Source organism: Streptomyces klenkii (assembly GCF_003626645.1).
In the GTDB taxonomy this organism is placed as follows: Bacteria; Actinomycetota; Actinomycetes; order Streptomycetales; family Streptomycetaceae; genus Streptomyces; species Streptomyces klenkii.
On the sequence record NZ_RBAM01000007.1, the window covers coordinates 16,152 to 36,540 of the forward strand.

Genomic DNA, 20,389 nt, shown 5'->3' on the forward strand with positions numbered 1-20,389 from the left:
GAGACGCGCCCATGAGCACCGACCCAGGGCTCCCCGAGAGCTGGGAATACACCCTCCAGGTCCCCTGCGACCCGCTCGCGCCCTGCATCGCCCGCCGCACGCTCCGCACGATCTTCGAGGAGCACGGCTTCGCGCGCGTCGCCGACACCGCCGAACTGCTCACCTCGGAGCTGGTCACCAACTCCTACCGGCACTCCGACGGGCCCGCCTCCGTACGCGTCAGGCGCGAGGGCAAGGGCAGCGCGGTGCGCGTGACCGTATGGGACACCAACCCCGCCCTGCCCGGCCTGCGGGCCACCGCCCTGCCCCGCGCGGACGCCGAAGAGGGGCGCGGGCTCGCGCTCGTCATGCGCTGCGCCGACAGCTGGGGAGGGTTCGCGCTGCGCCGGCAGCCCCAGGGGCTCACCGGCAAGCTCGTCTGGTTCGAGCTGGGCGGAAACGGCGGCGGGGGCGGGGCCGGCGGAGAAGCCGCCTGACCCCGCCCCCGCCCACCGGCAGTTACAGGCGCTCGGGCGTGCGGATGCCCAGCAGCTCCATGCCCTTCCGGAGCGTGCGGGCCGTCAGGTCGCACAGGAAGAGGCGGTTCTCCACCTGGGCCGGCTCCCCGGCCTTGAGCACCGGGCACTGGTCATAGAACGACGTGTAGAGCGAGGCCAGCTGGTAGAGGTAACCGGCCAGCTTGTGCGGCGCGTACTCCCCGGCGGCCTCCGCCACCGTCGCCGCGAACTGGTCCAGGTGCAGACCCAGCGCCCGCTCGGCCGGGGCCAGCGCCAGCTCCGGGTGCGCGACCGGGCCGGCCTCGCCCGCCTTGCGCAGGATCGACTGGATACGGGCGTACGCGTACTGGAGGTAGACCGAGGTGTCGCCGTTGAGCGAGACCATCTGGTCCAGGTCGAACTTGTAGTCACGGGCCGCCGACGTCGACAGGTCCGCGTACTTCACCGCGCCGATGCCCACCTGGGCACCACGCTCGGCGATCTCCTCCTCCGTGAGGTCCTGCGCCTTCTCGCGGACGATCGCCGAGGCGCGCTCGATGGCCTCGTCCAGCAGGTCCACCAGGCGGACCGTCTCGCCCTCACGCGTCTTGAACGGCTTGCCGTCCTTGCCCAGGACCGTGCCGAAGCCCAGCTGCACGGCCTCGGTGCCCTCCGTCAGCCAGCCGGCCCGGCGGGCCGTCTCGAAGACCATCTTGAAGTGCAGCGACTGGCGGACGTCCACCACGTACAGCAGGGTGTCGGCCTTCAGGTTGAAGACGCGGTCGCGGATCGCCGACAGGTCGGTGGCCGCGTAGCCGAAGCCGCCGTCCGACTTCTGCACGATCAGCGGGACCGGATTGCCGTCCGGGCCCTTCACGTCGTCGAAGAACACGCACAGCGCGCCCTCCGAGCGCACCGCGACGCCGGACTCCTCCAGCAGCCGGCACGTCTCCGCCAGCATGTCGTTGTAGCCGGACTCGCCGACGATGTCCTCGTCGCGGATCTCGACGTCCAGCTTGTCGAAGACCGAGTAGAAGTAGATCTTCGACTCGTCGACGAAGCGCTGCCAGAGCGCGAGGGTCTCCTCGTCGCCCGCCTGGAGGTCCACCACCCGGCGCCGGGCCCGCGCCTTGAACTCCTCGTCCGAGTCGAAGAGCGTGCGCGACGCCTTGTACAGGCGGTTGAGGTTCGACATGGCCTCCTCGCCGGAGACCTCCCCGTCCGCCTTGTGGTCCAGCTCGTGCGGGTGCTCCAGCAAATACTGGATCAGCATGCCGAACTGGGTGCCCCAGTCGCCGATGTGGTGGCGGCTGATCACCTTCTCGCCGGTGAACTCCAGGATCCTGACGACGGCGTTGCCGATCACCGAGTTCCGCAGGTGGCCGACGTGCATCTCCTTGGCCACGTTCGGCTGCGCCCAGTCGATGACCGTCGTGCCCGGCCGCTCCACGAGCGGCACGCCGAGGCGGTCGTCCGCGGCGCGCGCGGCGAGGGTCCTGGCGATCGCGCCGTCCGTGATCGTGATGTTCAGGAAGCCGGGGCCCGAGACCTCGACCTGCTGGATCAGATCACCGGCCGGGAGGCCTTCGACGACCTTGCCCGCCAGCTCGCGGGGGTTGCCCCCCAGCTTCTTCGCCAGTGCCAGCATCCCGTTGGCCTGGAAGTCGGCCCGGTCGCTTCGTCGCAGCAGCGGATCGGCGGCACCGGCCTCCGGCAGGGCTGCCGAGAGGGCGTCCGCGATGCGCTGGTGGAGCGAGGAAGCGAGGGAGGGAACCGAAGCCATGGGATGGGTGCCATTCCGGTAGGCGGCATTGATGGTCCCGCCGATTATCCCATGCGCCTACCACGGCCCCCGCGGTAATTTCCCCGGAGCCGGGCAACCCCGGAGCCGGCCCTCCCGTCTGGGACAATGGTCATGCCAGGACCGTAAGGAAGGAAGTGCCGTGGCTCAGGCTCAGAGCACCGAGGCCGATTGGGTCTCCCGTTTCGCCGACGAGGTCATTGCCGAAGCGGAGCGCCGGGCCCCCGGCAAACCGATCGTCGTCGCCTCGGGCCTGTCGCCCTCCGGCCCGATCCACCTCGGCAATCTGCGCGAGGTCATGACGCCGCACCTCGTCGCCGACGAGATCCGCCGCCGCGGCCACGAGGTCCGGCACCTGATCTCCTGGGACGACTACGACCGCTACCGCAAGGTGCCCAACGGCGTCCCGGGCATCGACGAGTCGTGGGCCGAGCACATCGGCAAGCCGCTGACCTCCGTCCCGGCCCCCGCCGGCTCGGCGTACCCGAACTGGGCGGAGCACTTCAAGGCCGCCATGGTCGCCGCGCTCGCCGACCTCGGCATCGAGTACGACCCGATCAGCCAGACCGAGCAGTACACCTCGGGCGTCTACCGCGAGCAGATCCTGCACGCGATGAAGCACCGCGGCGACATCGACGCGATCCTCGACCAGTACCGGACGAAGGACAAGGCGACCGGCCAGCCCAAGAAGCAGGGCCAGAAGCAGCAGCAGAAGCCCGTCGACGAGGCCGAGCTGGAGGCCGCCGAGGGCTCCGGCGCCGCCGCCGAGGACGACGGCAGCGGCTCCGGCGCGGGCTACTTCCCGTACAAGCCGTACTGCGGTGCCTGCGAGCGCGACCTGACGACCGTCACCGCGTACGACGACGAGACCACCGAGCTCGCCTACACCTGCGTGTGCGGCCACACCGAGACCGTCCTGCTCAGCGAGTTCAACCGCGGCAAGCTGGTCTGGAAGGTCGACTGGCCGATGCGCTGGGCCTACGAGGGCGTGATCTTCGAGCCCTCGGGCGTGGACCACTCCTCCCCGGGCTCCTCCTTCGTCGTCGGCGGCCAGATCGTCCGCAAGGTCTTCGGCGGCGAGCAGCCGATCGGCCCGATGTACGCCTTCGTCGGCATCAGCGGCATGGCCAAGATGTCCTCCTCCAAGGGCGGCGTGCCCACCCCGGGCGACGCCCTGAAGATCATGGAGGCGCCGCTGCTGCGCTGGCTGTACGCCCGCCGCAAGCCCAACCAGTCCTTCAAGATCGCCTTCGACCAGGAGATCCAGCGGCTCTACGACGAGTGGGACAAGCTGGAGGCCAAGGTCGCCGACGGCACCGCCCTGCCCGCCGACGCCGCCGCCCACAGCCGCGCCGCCCGCACGGCCGCCGGCGAGCTGCCCCGCACGCCGCGCCCGCTGCCGTACCGCACGCTCGCCTCCGTCGTCGACATCACCGCCGGCCACGACGAGCAGACGATCCGCATCCTCAGCGACCTCGACCCGGCCAACCCGGTCGCCGACCTCGACGAGGTCCGCCCGCGGCTGGACCGGGCCGAGCACTGGATCAACACCCAGGTCCCGGCCGAGTCCCGCACGATCGTCCGCTCCGAGCCCGACGCCGAGCTGCTCGCCTCGCTCGACGAGCAGGGCCGCGAGTCGCTGCGGCTGCTCCTCGAAGGCCTGGACGAGCACTGGTCGCTCGACGGCCTGACCACGCTCGTCTACGGCGTGCCCAAGGTCCAGGCCGGCCTCACGCCCGACGCCAAGCCCACCCCCGAGCTGAAGGTCGCCCAGCGGTCCTTCTTCGCCCTGCTCTACCACCTGCTGGTGAGCCGCGACACCGGCCCGCGCCTGCCCACGCTGCTCCTCGCGGTGGGGGCGGACCGGGTGCGGAAGCTGCTCGCCGCGTAGGCTTCGGCGCACGAAAGGCGCCGGGCCGCTCGATCATGATCGAGCGGCCCGGCGCCTTCGTCGTTTACGCGCTGCTGCTGCTGGCGCTGCCGCGCATGCCGCCGGACCCTCGCCGCCGTGGTGCTTCGCCGCTGCGGCGGAGAAAAACAGCGGCGAGGCCCACGGGCCGGAGCCGCTAGCCCTTGTTCGCGGCGGCGACCGCGGCGACGGCCTCCTTGGCCGCGTCCTTCGCGCCCTTGGCGATGTCGTCCGCGGCCGGGTTCTTCGCGCCCTGGAAGCCGGCGCCGCTGTACTTCACGGTGACGACGACATTGCCGGTACGGGTCACGACCGTCGCGTTGCGGTAGTCGTCGTCGTCCTTCTTGGTGTCCGTGGCGACCAGGTTCGCGCCGTCGCCGATGCCCTCGGCCTTGTCGGTCTTCGCGTCCTTCGCGCCGTCGGCGGTGGTCGCCTTCGTCACCTGCTGCTCGGCGAACTTCTCGGCGCGCTTCTCGCCCGAGCCGAGCGTCGGGTCGGAGGCCAGCCGCTTGAAGGAGACCGTCAGCGAACGGAACTGGAGGTCCTTGACGTCCTCGTCGTTCAGGCCGTTCCAGAAGCAGCTCGCCGAGTCGTTGGCGTCGCTGGTGGGGAGGGCCTCGCCCTCCTTCTTCTTCGCCTTCGGCACCAGCGAGTCGATCGTCTTCTCGCCGATGCTCTTGCAGACCTCCGGCGGCAGCTTGGCGAACGCGGCCGCCTTGACCGAGGGGGAGGCGCTGGGCGCGGACGCCGGGGCCGAGGGGGAGGGCGACTTCTTCTTGGCGCCGCCGTCGTCGTCCGAGCAGCCGGTGGCGACGAGCATCACCGGTACTGCGGCGCAGGCGAGGAGTCGGGCGAGTCGCGGGGCTGTTCGGTGCATGGGTCCTTCGCTCGTTCGGTGTCGAGGGGCGGGGCGCCGGGGGCTCCCGCCCTGTCTGGTCGGCCTTGACTGGTCTGGTCCGGCCTTCTGCTCGGCACGGTACGCGGCCGATGCCGGGCGGTGGCCGTATTGGGCGTTACTCGCCGGGCCGGGTCGGGCTAATTGCCGACAAGCTAATTGCCGAAGTGCCCCGCTTCGAGCTCGCGGGCCAGGGACTGGGCCTTGCCCTGGAGGTCCTCGCTCGCGGGGACGTGCAGCTTGTCGACCGACCACTGGTCGTAGGCGATGGTGACGATCACGTTCGCCGCCCGGAAGACGATGTTGATGTCGCGGTGCACGCCCGAGCCCGAGTTGATCAGCTTGTCGTCGATGAAGGCGTCGTCGCCGAGGTCGTCGAGGGAGCGCGGCGCGAGCGAGGCACCGCCGGCCGGGGAGCCGGAGGCGGACGGCGCGCCCGTACGGGAGGCGGACGGGGACGGCGAGCCGCTCGCCGCGCCGCCCTGCGGGTGCGGGCCCGAGCTCGCGCCGCCCGAGGCGCCGGCGGCGGACGCGGAGGACGAGCCCGACGCTCCGGAGGCTCCCGAGGCGGAGGGAGAGGCCGAGGAGACCGGGATGTGCGCGGCGGACGCCTGCCGGCCGTACAGCTGCTCCGCGCGCTGCTCGTCGCTGACGCCGGGCTGGTACGACACGACGCGCTCGAAGTCGACGGCCAGGTGCCGGGTGCCCTGCGGGGTCTCCAGCTTCCAGCGGCAGCCGACGCGGCGGTCGGTGTCGTACGTGATCGCGGCCTGGCCCTTGTAGAGCTTCGCGGTGTCGCGGCCGTCCTCGTCGTCGCCCGTGGCGGGCAGGAGCCGGCGCAGGGTGTCGCGGTTCACGTAGCCGCAGGGCTCGGGGAGGCTGTGGTACTTGCCCGGCTGCGCGGCGGGCGCGGTGGAGCCGGCGTGGCCGGGCTTGGAGTCGTCGCCGCCGTCGGCGCCGGCCCCGCCGCCGCATGCGGTGAGCACCGCGGCGAGCAGGGTGGCGGCCAGTGCGGCGGCCGGTGCGTGAGCCCTTCGCTGCACTGTCCGTGGCTCCTTCCACCGGCTGCGGGCCGCATCCCGTGCCGGAAAACGTGTTGCCGCCGCGGAGGCGGCGGCTGGACAGTATGTCTACCGCACGCGCCGCTGCGTCTGCCGGTTCGCTGTCGTGAATCGTGAGATATGCCCGGCTTTTGCGTTATCTTGCTTTTACGGGGTTATGAGGAAAACCATGTCCTACACCGAGGTGCCCGGCGCCCGGGTGCCGATCCGCATGTGGACCGATCCGGCCACGGTCGAGGACGTTGCCATGCAGCAGCTGCGCAACGTCTCCACCCTGCCATGGATCAAGGGACTCGCGGTCATGCCGGACGTCCACTTCGGCAAGGGCGCGACGGTCGGCTCGGTGATCGCCATGGAGGGCGCGGTGTGCCCGGCGGCGGTCGGCGTCGACATCGGCTGCGGGATGTCCGCGGTGAAGACCTCCCTGACGGCCAACGACCTCCCCGGCGATCTCTCGCGGCTGCGCTCGAAGATCGAGGAGGCCATTCCGGTGGGCTTCTCGATGCACGACTCCCCGGTCGACCCGCGCCGGCTGCACGGCCTGCCGACGGCGGGGTGGGACGACTTCTGGGGGCGGTTCGACGGGGTCGCGGAAGCGGTCAAATTCCGTCAGGACCGTGCGCTGAAGCAGATGGGTTCGCTCGGCGGAGGAAACCATTTCGTCGAGTTCTGTCTCGACGAGTCGGGTTCGGTCTGGCTGATGCTCCACTCCGGCTCCCGCAACATCGGCAAGGAACTGGCTGAGTACCACATCGGCGAGGCCCGGAAGCTGCCGCACAACCAGGGGCTGGTCGATCGGGACCTCGCGGTCTTCGTCGCGGACACCCCGCAGATGGCCGCCTACCGGCACGACCTGTTCTGGGCCCAGGAGTACGCGCGGCACAACCGCGAGATCATGATGGCGCTCTTCAAGGACGTGGTCCGCAAGGAGTTCAAGAAGGCCAAGCCCATGTTCGAGCAGACCATCTCCTGCCACCACAACTACGTGTCGGAGGAGCGGTACGAGGGCATGGACCTGCTGGTCACCCGCAAGGGCGCGATCCGCGCGGGCGGCGGCGAGTACGGCATCATCCCGGGCTCGATGGGCACCGGCTCGTACATCGTCCGCGGCCTGGGCAACGAGGCCTCCTTCAACTCCGCCTCGCACGGCGCCGGCCGCCGGATGAGCCGCAACCAGGCGAAGAAGCGGTTCTCCGAGCGGGACCTGGCCGAGCAGACGCGCGGCGTCGAGTGCCGCAAGGACCGCGGCGTCGTCGACGAGATCCCGGCCGCGTACAAGCCGATCGAGCAGGTCATGGACCAGCAGCGGGATCTCGTCGAGGTCGTGGCCAAGCTCAAGCAGGTCGTCTGCGTGAAGGGCTGACGGCCCTGCCCGGGCGCCGCCGGGACCTTAGGCGCGCACGTCCTCGGCGTACCAGCGGAGTTCGACCGTGTTGCCGTCCGGGTCGAGGACGTAGAGGGATTCGGCGTTGCCGCGGGCGCCGAAGCGCTGACCGGGGCCGTCCACGACGGTGAAGGTGCCGGAGTCGACGACGGTCTGCCAGTCCAGCGGCTCGACCACGAGGCAGATGTGGTCGACGTTGGCGGCGGCCGTCTCGCCGCGCTCGCGGTCCACCAGGTCGATGATCGTGGTGGGGGAGACGCGCACGGACGGGAACGGCACCCGGCCCGCGCGCCACTCCTCGACGCGGACCGGGTCGAGGCCCAGCGGGCCGGTGTAGAAGGCGAGGGACCGCTCGACGTCGGAGACGTTGAGGACGAGGTGGTCGAAGGCTATGACGCGCATGGCTTCCCTTTCGTGCCGGGCCGTCCCCCCGGACGGCCGCTCGCTCAAGGTAGCCGCTGTTGATCTTTCGCGCGATCGGTCGCCGGTCCTGCTTCCGGGTGCGCGGGGCCCGCGACGGAGGTCTCAGGCCTCTCGGTGGACCTTGTAGTTGCTGGCCTGGGCGCGGGGGCGCACGACGAGCAGGTCGATGTTCACGTGCGGGGGCCGCGTGACGGCCCAGCCGATCGTGTCGGCGACGTCCTCGGCGGTGAGCGGCTCGGCGACGCCCGCGTAGACGGCGTCGGCCTTGGCCCGGTCGCCGCGGAAGCGGGTGAGGGCGAACTCGTCGGTGCGCACCATGCCGGGCGCGATCTCGATGACGCGGACGGGCTGCCCGCACAGCTCCAGGCGGAGGGTCTCGGCGACGGCGTGGGCGCCGTGCTTGGCGGCGGCGTAACCGCTGCCCCCTTCGTAGGTGCCCAGGGCCGCGGTGGAGGACAGGATCAGCACCGTGCCGTCGCCGCTCGCGGTCAGGGCGGGGAGCAGGGCCTGGGTCATGTGGAGCACGCCGAGGACGTTGACCTCGTACATGGTGCGCCAGTCGGCCGGGTCGGCGGTCGCGACGGGGTCGGCGCCGTGCGCGCCGCCGGCGTTGTTGATCAGGACGTCCACGCGGTCGAGGGTCGCGGCGAAGGCCTCGACGGCGGCGCGGTCGGTGACGTCGAGGGCGTGGGCCCGCGCGCCGGGGAGCTCCTTCGCGAGGGCCTCGATGAGGTCGGCGCGGCGGGCGGTGAGGACGACGCGGTAGCCCTCGGCGGCGAGCCGGCGGGCGGTGGCGGCGCCGATGCCGCTGCTCGCGCCGGTGATGACGGCGGTGCGGGTGCTCATGGTGGTGCTGCCTCCTGGGGCGCGACGCGGCCGATGTGATGTGGGGGCCCGACGTGGGTGGTCCCCGGGCAGGATATTCAGCGGGCCCGTGGCACGTACATGATGATCGCCACGCCGACGAGGCAGACGAGCGCGCCGAGGACGTCGTAGCGGTCGGGCCGGAAGCCGTCGGCGACCATGCCCCAGGCGAGCGAGCCGGCGACGAAGATCCCTCCGTAGGCGGCGAGGATGCGGCCGAAGTGGGCGTCGGGCTGGAGGGTGGCGACGAAGCCGTACGCGCCGAGGGCGGCGATGCCGGCGCCGATCCACGCCCAGCCGGGGGAGCGGTGCTCGCGCACGCCCTGCCAGACGAGCCAGGCGCCGCCGATCTCCAGGAGCGCGGCGAGGAGGAAGAGGGCGATGGAGCGGGCGATCAGCATGATCGCAGCGTACGGCGGTGCGGGGGCGGGCCCGGGAGGGGCCGATCCGGCCGGTACCCCGCCCTCCCCTGGTGGGAGTACCGGCCGGTCTGTCTGCGACCACGGGGCGACCGGCGGGGCGGGAGGCGTCCGGCGCGTCCGAGGGAGACTGCGGCCGGGGGCCGGGGCCACGGCTGCACGATAGGGCGCCCGCGGGTTCTCCGGAAGGTGGTGGAGGCACATGTTCCGGGGAGGCGTGGGTTCTCGGCCAGGGGCGGCAGGGTGGCTATAGACCCTCTGAATTGAAGCACTGGCCAGGGCATTCCCGGGTCGGTTCCGGCTGATTTCCAGCATTTCAGTGGGGAGATGGCTGCCTGCCGGTGGTGATGCCCGCGGTAGACGTAGGTTCGAGATTGCTGCCCTGGACCTTGGTGGCGACGGCACGTGGAAGCGAGTCTTCCGCGCCGTCCACGCCATCCGAGCAGGGGGATCATCCGTGGTGGAGTCGGAGTACGGGGCCCGGATCCGGGTCAAGGGCCGGTGGGCCGTGCTGGAGCTCGCGGGTGAGCTCGACATCGCGGCCGTGCCGGCGGTGGAGGAGCTGCTGTTGCAGCTGGTGGCGCCGGGCGCCCCCGTCGTCGTGATCGACCTGCGCGAGGTGACGTTCTTCGACTGCTCCGTTCTGGGGGCGTTGTACCGGGCCCGGGCCGGGGTGCTCGCGTCCGGGGGGTGTTTCGCGGTGCTGTGCGTCCGGCCGTGGGCGCTGAAAATCATGCACATGGCGGAGCTGCTGGACGTCTTCCGGCCGGTGGCGGCGCTGGTGGATCTGGCCGACCTCGACTCCCTCGACAACGGCCGCCGGAGGGACGCCAGGGCGTAGGGTGAAGCCGACGGGGCGTTCGCCCCATGAGGGGCGTCGGTGGATCGGCCTCGGGAAGCGGGTGTCAGCGGTGGCGACCAGCTCGGGCATGGCCCGGCTGTTGCGCGATCTCTCGTCGCGGTCGGGCCCCGGCCTGATCACCGGGGATCCCCTGGAGTGCGCGCGGATCCTGGGCGTGGACGGGGTGGCGGTCTCCCTCAGCACGGACGGGGCCCTGAGCGAGGTCGTGTGGTCCTCCCCTGGCGTCAGCGAGCGCCTTGAGGACGAGCAGTTCATGCTCGGCGAGGGCCCGGGGGTGGAGTCCACCGTCTCCTGCGAGGTGGTCGTCGAGCCGGATCTGGCGCTGATCCGGCCGGGCCGGTGGCCGGTGCTGCTGCCGGCGCTGGCCGGAATGGGCGTGGGCGCCCTCTTCTGTTTCCCGCTGCGGATCGGCGGAGTCTGCCTGGGCGTGCTGACCGCGCAGCGGGCGCTCGCCGGTCCGCTGCCGCCGGCCGCGATGGACGACGCCTTGATCCTGGCGGCGGCGGTGACCGCGGTGGTGCTGGACGGCGGGCAGGGGGCGGAGCGGTTCGCCGCGGGCGAGGGCACCGCCTATCTGCACCGGGCGGTGGTCCATCAGGCCGGCGGGATGATCAGCGTTCAGGCGGGGGTGACGGTGGCGCAGGCGCTGGTGCTGCTGCGTGCCCATGCCTACCGGTACGAGCTTGCGTTGTTGCAGGTCGCAGAGGATGTCGTCGCCCGGCGCCTGCGTTTCGACCACATTGGTGACGGGTCGGGCCCGTCGTTCGAAAGAAGGGGATGATGGCCATGGCTAGCCAGCAACGCACGCTGGAGATCCTGGTCGAGGCCGTGGATTCACTGATCGACGACTTCGATCTGATCGACTTCCTGCACCGGCTCACCGTCCGTTGCGTGGAACTGCTCGACATCGAGGCCGCCGGCGTGATGATCATCGACCCGTGCGGCGAGTTGCAGGTCATCGCCGCCTCGGACGAGCACACCCGGCTGCTGGAGCTGTTCGCGCTCCAGCACGCGCAGGGCCCCTGTGTGGAGTGCTGCCGGACCGGGCAGCCGCAGCTGGACATCGACCTGGCGTCGGCGGAGGCCGCGCGGGCGTTCGGGCCCTTCGCGACCCGTGCCCGCACGGCCGGTTTCCGTACGACGCACGCGATTCCCATGCGGCTGCGCAACCAGGTCATCGGCGCGCTGAACCTCTTCCACTCCCGGCCCGGCAGGATCTCCGAGTCCGACGCCCGGCTGGGGCAGGCGCTGGCGGACGTGGCCACGATCGCGATCCTTCAGCAGCGCACCATCGAGCAGGGCAACATCGACAAGGCCCAGCTCCAGGCCGCGTTGCACAGCCGGGTGGTCATCGAGCAGGCCAAGGGTGTGCTGGCGGAGCGGTGGCAGGTCAGTCTGGACGAGGCGTTCGAGAGCCTGCGGAACTACGCCCGGCCGCGGCAGATGCGGCTGGCGGACCTGGCCCGCCAGGTGGTGCAGGGCACCATGGACACCGCCGAGCTCCAGCGGAGCTGACGCGCGGGCCCGCGGGTCGCTCACGGCCAGACGAGGCAGTACGGCTGGTGGCCGTTCTCGTGGAGGCGGTGGGAGAAGTCCTGCCACTCGCGCAGGAGCTGGTAGACGCCGAAGGCGTCGCGGGGGCCGCCGCGGTCGGGGACGGTGGACCAGATGAAGGCGGCGGCGCCCACGGACTCCTCGCCGATGCCGCGCAGCGGGTCGACGACGGTCATGGGCAGTTTGACGACGGCGTAGTCGGGGTGGAGCACGACCAGTTCGAGCGGGGGGACCTTGTGCAGGGGTATGCCCTCGATGCCGGTGAGCACCATGGCGGCCACGGTCTCCGGCTTGATCCGGGTGAACATGCCGCCCATGCCGAGCTCGTCGCCGCCGAGCTCCTCGGGGCGCATGGAGATGGGGACGTTCGCCGCGGCCGCGCTGCTGGGTGCCCCGAAGTACTTGTAGGTCACCCCCACGCGGCCGCTCCTGTTTCCCGTGCTGTTCGTGTCGCTCGTATTGCTCGTACTGCCGCTGTTCGTGCCGCCGGTGTTGTCCGCGCCGTCCGTGAGGTGTTCCTCGCGCCGGTCGCGCCGGCCCCTGTGGCGCCCCCTGCGGGACTGCCGGGCGCGCTCGGGGCCCAGGTCACCGGTGCCCTCACCCAGTCCGCCACCGCGCTGCATATCTCCACCTGACCGCTTTTTCCTACGCAGCACTGCCCCCGCCGCGCAACCCGATCATCGTCTCAGAGACCTCCCCCGTGGGCGCCGTGCGAAACGCCCGGAACCGAGTCCGGGCGAGGCTCTGAGACTATGGCTAGCGTGAGCTACCCATTTAATGCCCCAGCTGCATAACAGAGGGGTAGTTCGCTAGCCTACTCGGGTGACAGCGACCTTGGAAGCTGCACCGGAGCACGGGCCTAGCGTGCTCCGGCTAGCAGTAGGGTATGCCCGCCAGTCAAAGAAGAAGGCCGACAAGTCGGAAGCCAGTCCGCAGACGCAGGACGAGGCGATCAGGCGGAAGGCGCCGGAGCGCGGCTGCCGTCTCCTCAAGATCTACCGGGACATCGGTGTCTCCGGCTACGACCCGACCGTAAAGCGCAAAGACTTCGAGCAGCTGCTGAATTACTGCCGCCAAAACGAAGTCCACGAGATCATCGTCTACAACATCACGCGTTTCTCGCGCAGGGAGCCGAAGGACGCCATTCCCGTCGTCCTCGAACTGTTCTCGCTCGGCATCACGATCACGTCTGTTTGCGAGGGGTCGTTCTCGCCCGACAACACGATGGAACTCATCATGTTGATCATGCGGATCGACGCGGCGCATCAGGACAGTAAGAACAAGAGCGAAGCAATCTCTGACGCGAAGCGGCTCGCCAAGCAGTTCGGCGGCTGGACCGGCGGAGTTCCTCCGTACGGGATGGAGAGCTACGCGCAGTCGGTGACACGGGTGCTGGATGGCGAGCCGGTCACGGTGACGATTCGCTTGCTGCGTCCGGTTCCGAGGAACGAGGACGGAACGGATCAAGCCAGCATTGCTCTCCGCATGGTGGATCGCATCTTCGAGTTCAAGGACAAGCCGTGGAGCGGGAAGAAGAATGGCCATCCCGCGTCGGTGAGCGCGGTTGTCGCGTGGATGAACTCTGCCGGGTGGGTGGGGCAGAACGGGGCCGCATGGCGTACACCCACCGCAAAGCGGATTCTCTCTGACCCGCGCTTGGCGGGTTTCGCGGCGGAGACCGTCTATCACAAGGACAGTGACGGAAATCCGACACGGACGCTGAGCGGCTACAAGATGCTCCGGGACGAGGAGACGGGGGAGCCGATCACGATCGGGGAAGCGCTCATCCCTCCTGCCCGCTGGTTCGAGCTCCAGAAGTGGCTCCGTGGGCGGGAGTGGGGGCGCAGTGATACCCCGTGGAGCGAGAAGGTGCTGACGGCCATGGGTGTGCTCAAGTGTGAGTGCAGCCGGCCGATGACGGGATCGCCACGCCTCTACAAGTGTTCGCGGCCCCCCGGTGTGGTGGAGGAGGGGAAGCACGCCGGAGGGAACACCATCAATCTGGCGGACGTGGATGACTACGTGGCCCGCCGCATCATGGCTGTTCTCATGACGGCGGAGCGGGACGAAGAGACCCTCGACACGCTGGCCGAAGCGACGCGGCGACTGGCGAAGCTCCGGGAGAACCCCGCGGCGCGTGGTGAGCGCGCCTCGCTCGTGGGGGAGCGGAGAGAGATCACCAACGACATCAACCGGTTGTACGACGACCTCAAGGCCGGCATCTACGAGGGCAAGATCGGTCGTGCGCGCTTCCTCCAGGAGAAGGAGACGCTGGAGAAGCGGCAGGCCGTCATCGAGCGCCGGATTGCGGAGGTGGGCGGCCCGGAACTGCCCGCTCTGCCCATCGCGGAGTGGACGTACACCGAAGACCCCAACGGCGACCCGCTGGGGGAGGGGTCGTGGTGGCAGAAGGCTGATACGGCGGATCGGCGCATGCTGGTCAGCCTCTTCGTGGACGAGGTGCGGGTGCGTAAGGCGGCGGGGAGGGGCGGGCGCAACCGTGTCTGCCGCGTCGAGGAGCGCGTGAGCGTCTTCATGGCGAAGCCGAAGCATGAGGAGCATGAGGCGCAGGAGAGCGAAGGACAGGTAGCTCTCTCGGAATCCGTATCAGCGGCATAGGACCCAGCAGTGACCCCGGTGAGGCGTAAGCCCACCGGGGTCCATTACTTGGGTTTCTGTAACTCAATTGCTGGTTTGTGGTAGAAAACGGCGACGCCGCGCCGGGTCTTCAGCTCCACGCGTTCCAGCCGTAAAGCAGCAATCGCCGGACCGTTGCTCTCCATGAGAGCCTGTTTCGTCTGCTGAATTCCTTCGGCCAACTCCCAGCTCATTGAGTGGAAAAGGAATGGCCCAAGGTGCGGAGCGCCCGTTAAGGAGAAGGTGAGGGCTATGTGTGGTTGCGGCCCCTGAAACGCTTTTGCAGCTGCCTTGCGTTCCGTGATGGATTGTGGGCAACCGCAGGGCTTCCCCCGAGCGCTCTCGGGTGTTAGATGCGCTGCGCCGTCGCAGTGATGCACGAGCCCGCGGCGGTGCCAAAGCCTCATGTCGACAGTCAGGGCAGACGGGCCACTGATGACAATCTCCACCTCGTTCACCTTGGTTTCAATCTCCAGGTGAGTCCTACTGCCGATCTGACGCCCTTCCGGATGTCCGCCCAGGAGCTGTGTCACCTCAGCGGCAACGTCCGAATCGCTGGTGGAGATGAGCCAGTTGGGCAGTGACTCCGGCCGGTTTCCTTCGACACGGCCGCCCCGGAACCGGCCTACGAACCGCTCGGTCACGTGGCCACCGGAGCTTCGGCACGAGCGATGTCACGGTTACGAGTGATGTCTTCGGCGATTCCGGCGGCGAGGAGGGTGGCGCCGGGGGTGTGGCCGGAGCCGACGTAGCGCCACTGGGCTTCCGTGTCGCCGTCCGGGTTGTCGGGGAGTGGTCCGCGTTGGTGGTGGGCGCGTTCGGTGCGGAGTGCTGTGTAGGTGGTGGAGTAGGCGCGGGATTTGGTGAGGATGTGGCCGCGGTAGCCGAGGGTGTGGGCCCAGGCGCGGAGGCGGAGGGGTTCGAGTTCGGGGAGGCTGCCGAGGCGCCAGCAGGTGTGCATGAGGGTGCGGGCGTGTGGAGTGGCCGGTAGGGCGTTGATGTCGTCCAGGGTGCGGAGTCGGTGGTCCGCGCCGGCTGAGGTGTCGGTGGCGCTCTTGGTGACGTACTTGGCGACGTAGGCGGCTACGGCGTCGTCGGCCAGGCCGTTGCCGTCATCGACGGTGGCGCGGAGAGGGCGGGCGTCGAGTTGGGCGCCCCACTGGAGGGTGAGTTCGCCGAGGGCCGGGCTGTAGGGGGTGCGGACGGCGGCGGAGCGGGCCGCGGTTTGAACGGCGGTCGTGAGTGCGTCGGCGGTGCCCCAGGGCGGGGGTGGGGTGTGGGGGCCGTCGGGTCCGTCGAGGCGTATGACGGCGTGGACGTGGACGGCGGCGCGGCGCTGGTACTCGGCGACTTTGGCGAAGGAGAGCCGGGCGTGGCGGGGGAAGTGGGATTGGGGCAGGCCGGCGGTGGTGGCGAGGTGTCGGCGGGTGGCGCGGGTGAAGCGGTCCCAGAGCTGTCCGGCGTGGGCGTGCCACAGGACGTGCCCGGTGTAGTCGTAGCAGGCCGGGCAGAGCGGTTGCCCCACGTGCGGGTCGGTCTCGGCGTGGGCGGCCGTGCAGCTCAGGGGCGCGCCATGCTGGCAGGCCCCGGCATTGCGGCGGGGATGGCAGCGTTCGCGGTGGGCGGTGGTGCGGTGGACGGGGCCGAAGCTGGGGGCGGTGAGGGTGGCGAACAGCCGCGGGCGTTCCCGTATCTGTTGGGGGATGGTTTTGCCGCCGGTGAGGCCTGCGCGGACGAGGTGGAAGGTGTCGCCGGCGTGGAGGCGGGAGCAGGGCGGGCAGACGGAGGCGCGGCGGTTGCGGCAGCGGACCAGGAGGCGTTCGCCGGGTTCGGTGCGGGTGTCGTAGTGGTGGAGGATCTCGCCGGTCGTGGCGTTGCGGGTGGTGGTGTGGCCGGTGAGGTGGACGGGGTGGGCGCAGCCGCCGGTAGCGGTGATCTGTTCCAGGAGCCGGGGGAAGAGCGGGTCTCCTGCGAGGCGGATGACGTCTTGGTCAACGGCGGGGAGGTGACGCAGGCGCGCCGCGGTGTCGAGTGCGGCGCGCCGGTCAGCCGGGGTGGTGAGGTCGGCGCGGATGGTGGGGGCCTCCCGGGGTGGGCCGCCGGAGTGGCGGGGCGGATGACGGGTGGTGGGCCGGTGTCGTCCATGGGCTCGGCCTTTCTGGCGGGGGTGGGGGTTCAGCGGATGGTGCCGGTGCCGCGGCAGCAGCGGCAGCGTCGCCGGCGGCCGGTGCGGGTCGTCTTGTAGCGCTCGCCCTTGCAGACCGGGCAGCGCACGGGGCGCATGGGCACGACGGGCGTGTCCTTCCTGGGCTAGGTGTGGGTGAAGCCGGAGAGGAACCAGGTCAGGAGGCTGTTGACGGTGAAGATCACCGGGGTCTGTCCGATGTAGACGCCGAAGACGGCGATCAGCAGGGCTTGCCACCAGCGGACGTCGCGGGAGCGGACGAGCAGGACGGTGATGCCGCCGAAGATCAGGGCGAGGAAGAGCGCGGATCCTTCACTGACCTGCATCGCGCTTCACCCCCAGGTCGTAGAGGGCCTTGTGGACGTCGAGGAGTTCGGGCGTGAGGTGCGCGTGGGCGATTGCGGCCTTGTGAGCCTCTTCGACCGTGGTCAGGTGCGAGCGGGCTCGATCCCAGCCGCCATCCGGCCCGGTGCACACGGCCACGCCCTTCTCATCCGGAGTGATCGATTGCGCGACGGCGACGGCGTCCTTGTTGAGGTCGCCGAGGGTCATTTCGGCGGTGCCTGGGTCGTTGACCCGGTGGCAGATCCGGCCGGACAGCTGGGCGCGCAGGGCGGTTACGCCGGGGCCGAGGTCAGAGCCCATCCGTTGCCCGGCGACGACCAGGTGAAGGCCGAGGGCTGCGCCGAGCTGGGCGATCCGCAGCAGCAGTACCGAGCACCGCTCCGCCTCCGCTTTCCCCTCTCTCGTGCCGTCCGACAGGTACAGCTCGGCGAGCTCATCGACCAGGGTCACGATGGGCACCGGCCGGAGCTTCTCCGGGAGGTCCCAGATCGATCGGACGCCGTGATCACGGCAGGCCTTCATGCGGAGCTTCATCCGCGCCACCAAGGCGTCCAGTACTGCGACGGCCTCTTTGCGGCTGGTGGCGAGGGCGGAGAGGCGGACGTCGAACAGCCCGAGCTCCATACCGCCCTTGCAGTCGATCCCCACCAGGGCGACGGGCTGTGGGGCGAGTTGCGTCACGATCCGGGCGAGGAGGGTGGACTTCCCGGACTGGGTGGCGCCCACGATCAGCCAGTGAGGCACTGTGCGCAGGTTCATCACCCACGCGCCGCCGGATTCGCAGATGCCCAGCAGCGCCGACAGCAGCGGCACCCGGGCCGAGGCGAGACCGGGCTTCTGGAGCGGGTCGCCGGCCGTGGCCAGGAGGTGGACCAGGCCGCGCTCCGGTGAGGTGACCCGGACCGCGTGGACCCGCCAGGCGTGGGCCAGGGCGTCCGCGGCCTGGATGAACGGTGTTGGCGTCTGCCCCGGATGGAGCCGGACGATCAGACTCAGGCCGGTCCGGGTGGCTTTGGGGAAGGAGATCCGCGGCGCGACCAGCCGCAAGGCTTCGCCCTTGACGATCAGGTCACCGATCAGACCGCGGGCCGGGCGGGGTGAGACGGCCAGGTCGTTGAGGACAGCGACCTTCCGCCAGGTCCGTACGACGCGTAATGCGGTGATCGGGTAGCCGGTCAGGTACCAGAACCACGCCGGGTATTTCTGCCGCACGTGTGCTGCGGCGACCAGGGCCCAGGCGAGGGCGGCGAGGAGGAACGCGAGGGTGATCGGTCCCATCACGCACCCCCGGTCTTACCCGCCGGAGCGGACGCCGCAGCAGCCGTGGTGGTGGGTGCGGGGGTGATCGCGTTGGCGCGGAAGCTGATCCCGTGCCGGTCGCCCATCGCCCAGGCGAACGCTTCCAGTCCGGTCAGGCGCACTTCGACGCCTTCCACGACGCCTTTCGGTTCGCCGGCCACGGCGACTTCGATCACGGAGACGCGGCGCCCGTCCTGCCGGACCATGACGCCGACGGTCCAGATGGTGTTGCCCTCCCGGTCGCGCTTCACCTCCTTGTTCTGGTCCAGGCCGGTCATCTTCGGTTCCGGGGCGACAGCGCAGCGCAGTACGCCGAGCCGGGTTGTGTCCACAGGGATGGACTGCATGAGGTGGGGCCTCCCAGGCCACTCAGGACACCCTCTCGCGATCACGAGAGGACGTCACTCGTCCTTACGAGTTATGAGTGTGGGGCCCTACCGACCCGCAGTGCAAGTACTTATGCTGACGAGTGATGACGCTCGTATGACGTGACGTTCAGGTTGAGACGAAGGGTCCGCATATGTCGGAGATCCAGCGCCCCGGGGCGCTCTACCAGCAGGTCGCAGCAGCGATCCGCGACGCGATCCTCGCCGGGGAGTTCCCGCCCGGAGCCTCGCTCCCCTCCGAGGCCCAGCTCATCCAGCGGTACGGGGTCTCCCGTCCCACCGTCCGCAACGCCGTCTCCGCCCTCCGCGCCGAGGGGCTGATCGACGTCCAGCATGGCAAGGGCAGCTTTGTCCGTGCCACCGGCCAGCCGGTCGTCACCGTCGAGCGCCGCATCACCCGCACCGCAGCGGGGCGCTTCGCCACGCACGATGGGGTGGAGTGGGAGCAGGCTGAGGAGCCGAGCGTTCACCGTACAGAGACGACCGCCGCGACCGGCCGTGCGCTGGGGTTGGGGGAGGGGGAGGAGATGTTCGGGTGCGACCGGCTGCTGACCGACCCCGCTACCGGGGCCCGCGCGCTGCACCGGGTGTTGATCCCGCTCGCGACAGCCGAAGGCACCCCGCTCGCCCAGGCCCCGGACACCGAGCCGGCCGCAGCCTACGAGCTCCTCACCGCGGCCGGGCACACGCTGACGTGGACCGAAACCGTCCAGGCACGGATGCCGCTACCGGATGAGCGCACCGCGTTGCAGATCCCCGACGCCACCCCGATCCTGCACACCACCCGCATCACCCGCGGCACCGACGATCAGCCCTTGCTCCTGGAGGAGTTGCGCATCAGCGCCGACCGCGCTCAGGTCGCCTACCGCATCACTGCCGAGAAGGCCCCCGCGCGCCGCGCCCACGCATGAGGCGCCGAGAGGTGATCGGTCGAAATCTTCTTCACTTCCTCAAGGGCGCGCCGTTGGCGCGCCGGGCGGCGTCGGACGCCCCGGCGGGCTGCGGCCTGACGGCCGGTCCCGCCGGACGCCCACGCCACCCACGCACACCCGCAGGCCCGCCACGGCGTGAAGAGACGGCGAGCACCCGGCCCCAGCGCGACACGACGCCGGATCTTCGACCTTCCGTCAACGCCAGCCGCGGTCAGCAAGGGCGCACCGGGAACCGGATGACCGTCGACCGCGGACCGGCCGGGGCAGAGGGTCTGTGGCTTGGCTCGCTTCGCGTGCGGCGCCGTCGCTGCCTGCGGGAGGGGGACAGCAGCATCGCCGCGGAGTCTCGGGTGGTACCGGCCGTGACGTGGAGAAAAACATCGGCATAGTGGCCGGGGCCGGAACGTGGCGCAGGTGCACACGTGGCGGGTGATCGTCCGGCCGCCCCGCCATCGTGGCTGACTGTCGGTGGTGCCGGCTGACAAGGGCCACAGTCAGGGCATTTCCTGCGGATCACCTCGCTGACCAGATGAAGATGGCGGCGAGGTGGAGTAAGGAAACGGCCTAGGCGTTCGATCGAGTCAGGGCCACTGCCTATTCCTTGATCGCCTTGTTCAGGATCTTGGCAATCTTGCCCTTGTAACCGTTCACGGTGCTCTTGATCACCGGCCCGGCAAACGCCCTGTACTGAGACGGGATCGGGAGTTCGAGCTTCCAGTTGACGAAGCCGATGGGGTCATCCTTCACCGCCTTGACGACCCCCACGGGGTCTGGCCGGTCGGCTGCGTGCGCTGTTCCGGTCATCGTCATTGCGGCCCCGGCGAGGGCGAGAGCTGTAAGTACACGCTTGGCGCTGTTCATGCGCTGCCAACGATCTTGACCCATGTGGGTCACGCACGAATCACATACCTGGGACGACGTCGTAGGCCAACCCGGCAAGATCCGAAAGAGACGGCC

General features: G+C 70.1%; 21 protein-coding genes. 8 read left to right on the top strand and 13 right to left on the bottom strand.

What is annotated here, in order from left to right:
* Positions 1–11: 11 nt before the first annotated feature.
* Positions 12–476 (top strand): ATP-binding protein, encoded by a 465-nt coding sequence (locus D7231_RS17645; RefSeq protein ID WP_120756448.1) that lies wholly within the window; start codon positions 12–14, stop codon positions 474–476.
* A gap of 22 nt (positions 477–498) precedes the next feature.
* On the opposite strand, the gene argS is transcribed toward D7231_RS17645, so the two are convergent.
* Positions 499–2,259: an arginine--tRNA ligase gene (gene argS / locus D7231_RS17650; RefSeq protein ID WP_120756449.1), complete on the bottom strand. Its 1,761-nt coding sequence runs from the start codon at positions 2,257–2,259 to the stop codon at positions 499–501.
* Positions 2,260–2,419: 160 nt separating this feature from the next.
* On the opposite strand from argS, the gene lysS reads away from it, so the two are divergent.
* Positions 2,420–4,168 carry a lysine--tRNA ligase gene (gene lysS / locus D7231_RS17655; protein WP_120756450.1) on the top strand — a complete coding sequence of 583 codons (1,749 nt, stop codon included), beginning with the start codon at positions 2,420–2,422 and terminating at the stop codon, positions 4,166–4,168.
* A 175-nt stretch (positions 4,169–4,343) separates the two neighbouring features.
* Here the strand turns inward: lysS and D7231_RS17660 are convergent, their stop codons facing one another.
* Together D7231_RS17660 and D7231_RS17665 are read right to left on the bottom strand one after the other, a co-directional pair.
* Positions 4,344–5,063: a hypothetical protein gene (locus tag D7231_RS17660; protein WP_120756451.1), complete on the bottom strand. Its 720-nt coding sequence runs from the start codon at positions 5,061–5,063 to the stop codon at positions 4,344–4,346.
* A 173-nt stretch (positions 5,064–5,236) separates the two neighbouring features.
* A complete protein-coding gene (locus D7231_RS17665) occupies positions 5,237–6,124 on the bottom strand; it encodes a hypothetical protein (RefSeq protein ID WP_120756452.1) in 888 nt (295 codons plus the stop codon).
* 187 nt (positions 6,125–6,311) lie between these two features.
* Here D7231_RS17665 and D7231_RS17670 point away from each other — a divergent pair, with 187 nt between their 5' ends.
* Positions 6,312–7,505, top strand: a complete 1,194-nt coding sequence (locus tag D7231_RS17670) for an RtcB family protein (RefSeq protein WP_120756453.1) — start codon at positions 6,312–6,314, stop codon at positions 7,503–7,505.
* A gap of 27 nt (positions 7,506–7,532) precedes the next feature.
* Here the strand turns inward: D7231_RS17670 and D7231_RS17675 are convergent, their stop codons facing one another.
* From D7231_RS17675 to D7231_RS17685, 3 genes are all read right to left on the bottom strand, one after another.
* A complete protein-coding gene (locus D7231_RS17675; protein WP_120756454.1) occupies positions 7,533–7,928 on the bottom strand; it encodes a VOC family protein in 396 nt (131 codons plus the stop codon).
* Between the two features lie 123 nt (positions 7,929–8,051).
* The gene (locus D7231_RS17680; RefSeq protein ID WP_120756455.1) at positions 8,052–8,795 is read right to left on the bottom strand and encodes an SDR family NAD(P)-dependent oxidoreductase; all 744 of its coding nucleotides are present in this window, start codon (positions 8,793–8,795) and stop codon (positions 8,052–8,054) included.
* A 77-nt stretch (positions 8,796–8,872) separates the two neighbouring features.
* Positions 8,873–9,214: a YnfA family protein gene (locus tag D7231_RS17685; RefSeq protein ID WP_120756456.1), complete on the bottom strand. Its 342-nt coding sequence runs from the start codon at positions 9,212–9,214 to the stop codon at positions 8,873–8,875.
* Positions 9,215–9,689: 475 nt separating this feature from the next.
* On the opposite strand from D7231_RS17685, the gene D7231_RS17690 reads away from it, so the two are divergent.
* The 3 genes from D7231_RS17690 (at position 9,690) to D7231_RS17700 (ending at position 11,609) form a co-directional block, all read left to right on the top strand.
* On the top strand, positions 9,690–10,073 hold the full coding sequence (locus D7231_RS17690; protein WP_158673779.1) for an STAS domain-containing protein: 384 nt from the start codon (positions 9,690–9,692) through the stop codon (positions 10,071–10,073).
* A gap of 70 nt (positions 10,074–10,143) precedes the next feature.
* Entirely contained in the window at positions 10,144–10,875 is a 732-nt protein-coding gene (locus D7231_RS17695) for an ANTAR domain-containing protein (protein ID WP_120756458.1), read from the top strand.
* Positions 10,876–10,880: 5 nt separating this feature from the next.
* The gene (locus D7231_RS17700; protein ID WP_324196809.1) at positions 10,881–11,609 is read left to right on the top strand and encodes a GAF and ANTAR domain-containing protein; all 729 of its coding nucleotides are present in this window, start codon (positions 10,881–10,883) and stop codon (positions 11,607–11,609) included.
* Positions 11,610–11,629: 20 nt separating this feature from the next.
* Here D7231_RS17700 and D7231_RS17705 read toward each other — a convergent pair whose 3' ends face one another.
* Positions 11,630–12,271, bottom strand: a complete 642-nt coding sequence (locus tag D7231_RS17705; protein ID WP_120756460.1) for a hypothetical protein — start codon at positions 12,269–12,271, stop codon at positions 11,630–11,632.
* Positions 12,272–12,470: 199 nt separating this feature from the next.
* Between D7231_RS17705 and D7231_RS17710 the strand changes: the two genes are divergently transcribed.
* On the top strand, positions 12,471–14,267 hold the full coding sequence (locus tag D7231_RS17710; RefSeq protein ID WP_241999781.1) for a recombinase family protein: 1,797 nt from the start codon (positions 12,471–12,473) through the stop codon (positions 14,265–14,267).
* Positions 14,268–14,311: 44 nt separating this feature from the next.
* Here D7231_RS17710 and D7231_RS36195 read toward each other — a convergent pair whose 3' ends face one another.
* The 5 genes from D7231_RS36195 to D7231_RS17730 form a co-directional block, all read right to left on the bottom strand.
* The gene (locus D7231_RS36195; protein ID WP_147449755.1) at positions 14,312–14,929 is read right to left on the bottom strand and encodes a recombination directionality factor; all 618 of its coding nucleotides are present in this window, start codon (positions 14,927–14,929) and stop codon (positions 14,312–14,314) included.
* A complete protein-coding gene (locus D7231_RS17715) occupies positions 14,926–16,299 on the bottom strand; it encodes a replication initiator (RefSeq protein WP_120756802.1) in 1,374 nt (457 codons plus the stop codon). The genes D7231_RS36195 and D7231_RS17715 overlap by 4 nt, the downstream gene beginning before the upstream one ends.
* Positions 16,300–16,595: 296 nt before the next feature.
* A complete protein-coding gene (locus D7231_RS17720) occupies positions 16,596–16,796 on the bottom strand; it encodes a hypothetical protein (RefSeq protein ID WP_120756462.1) in 201 nt (66 codons plus the stop codon).
* Positions 16,783–18,093 carry an FtsK/SpoIIIE domain-containing protein gene (locus D7231_RS17725; RefSeq protein ID WP_120756463.1) on the bottom strand — a complete coding sequence of 437 codons (1,311 nt, stop codon included), beginning with the start codon at positions 18,091–18,093 and terminating at the stop codon, positions 16,783–16,785. The genes D7231_RS17720 and D7231_RS17725 overlap by 14 nt, the downstream gene beginning before the upstream one ends.
* Positions 18,093–18,461: an SCO3933 family regulatory protein gene (locus D7231_RS17730; protein WP_120756464.1), complete on the bottom strand. Its 369-nt coding sequence runs from the start codon at positions 18,459–18,461 to the stop codon at positions 18,093–18,095. The genes D7231_RS17725 and D7231_RS17730 overlap by 1 nt, the downstream gene beginning before the upstream one ends.
* A gap of 173 nt (positions 18,462–18,634) precedes the next feature.
* Between D7231_RS17730 and D7231_RS17735 the strand changes: the two genes are divergently transcribed.
* Positions 18,635–19,411: a GntR family transcriptional regulator gene (locus tag D7231_RS17735; RefSeq protein ID WP_120756465.1), complete on the top strand. Its 777-nt coding sequence runs from the start codon at positions 18,635–18,637 to the stop codon at positions 19,409–19,411.
* A 615-nt stretch (positions 19,412–20,026) separates the two neighbouring features.
* On the opposite strand, the gene D7231_RS36200 is transcribed toward D7231_RS17735, so the two are convergent.
* On the bottom strand, positions 20,027–20,293 hold the full coding sequence (locus D7231_RS36200; RefSeq protein ID WP_147449756.1) for a hypothetical protein: 267 nt from the start codon (positions 20,291–20,293) through the stop codon (positions 20,027–20,029).
* Positions 20,294–20,389: the final 96 nt, after the last annotated feature.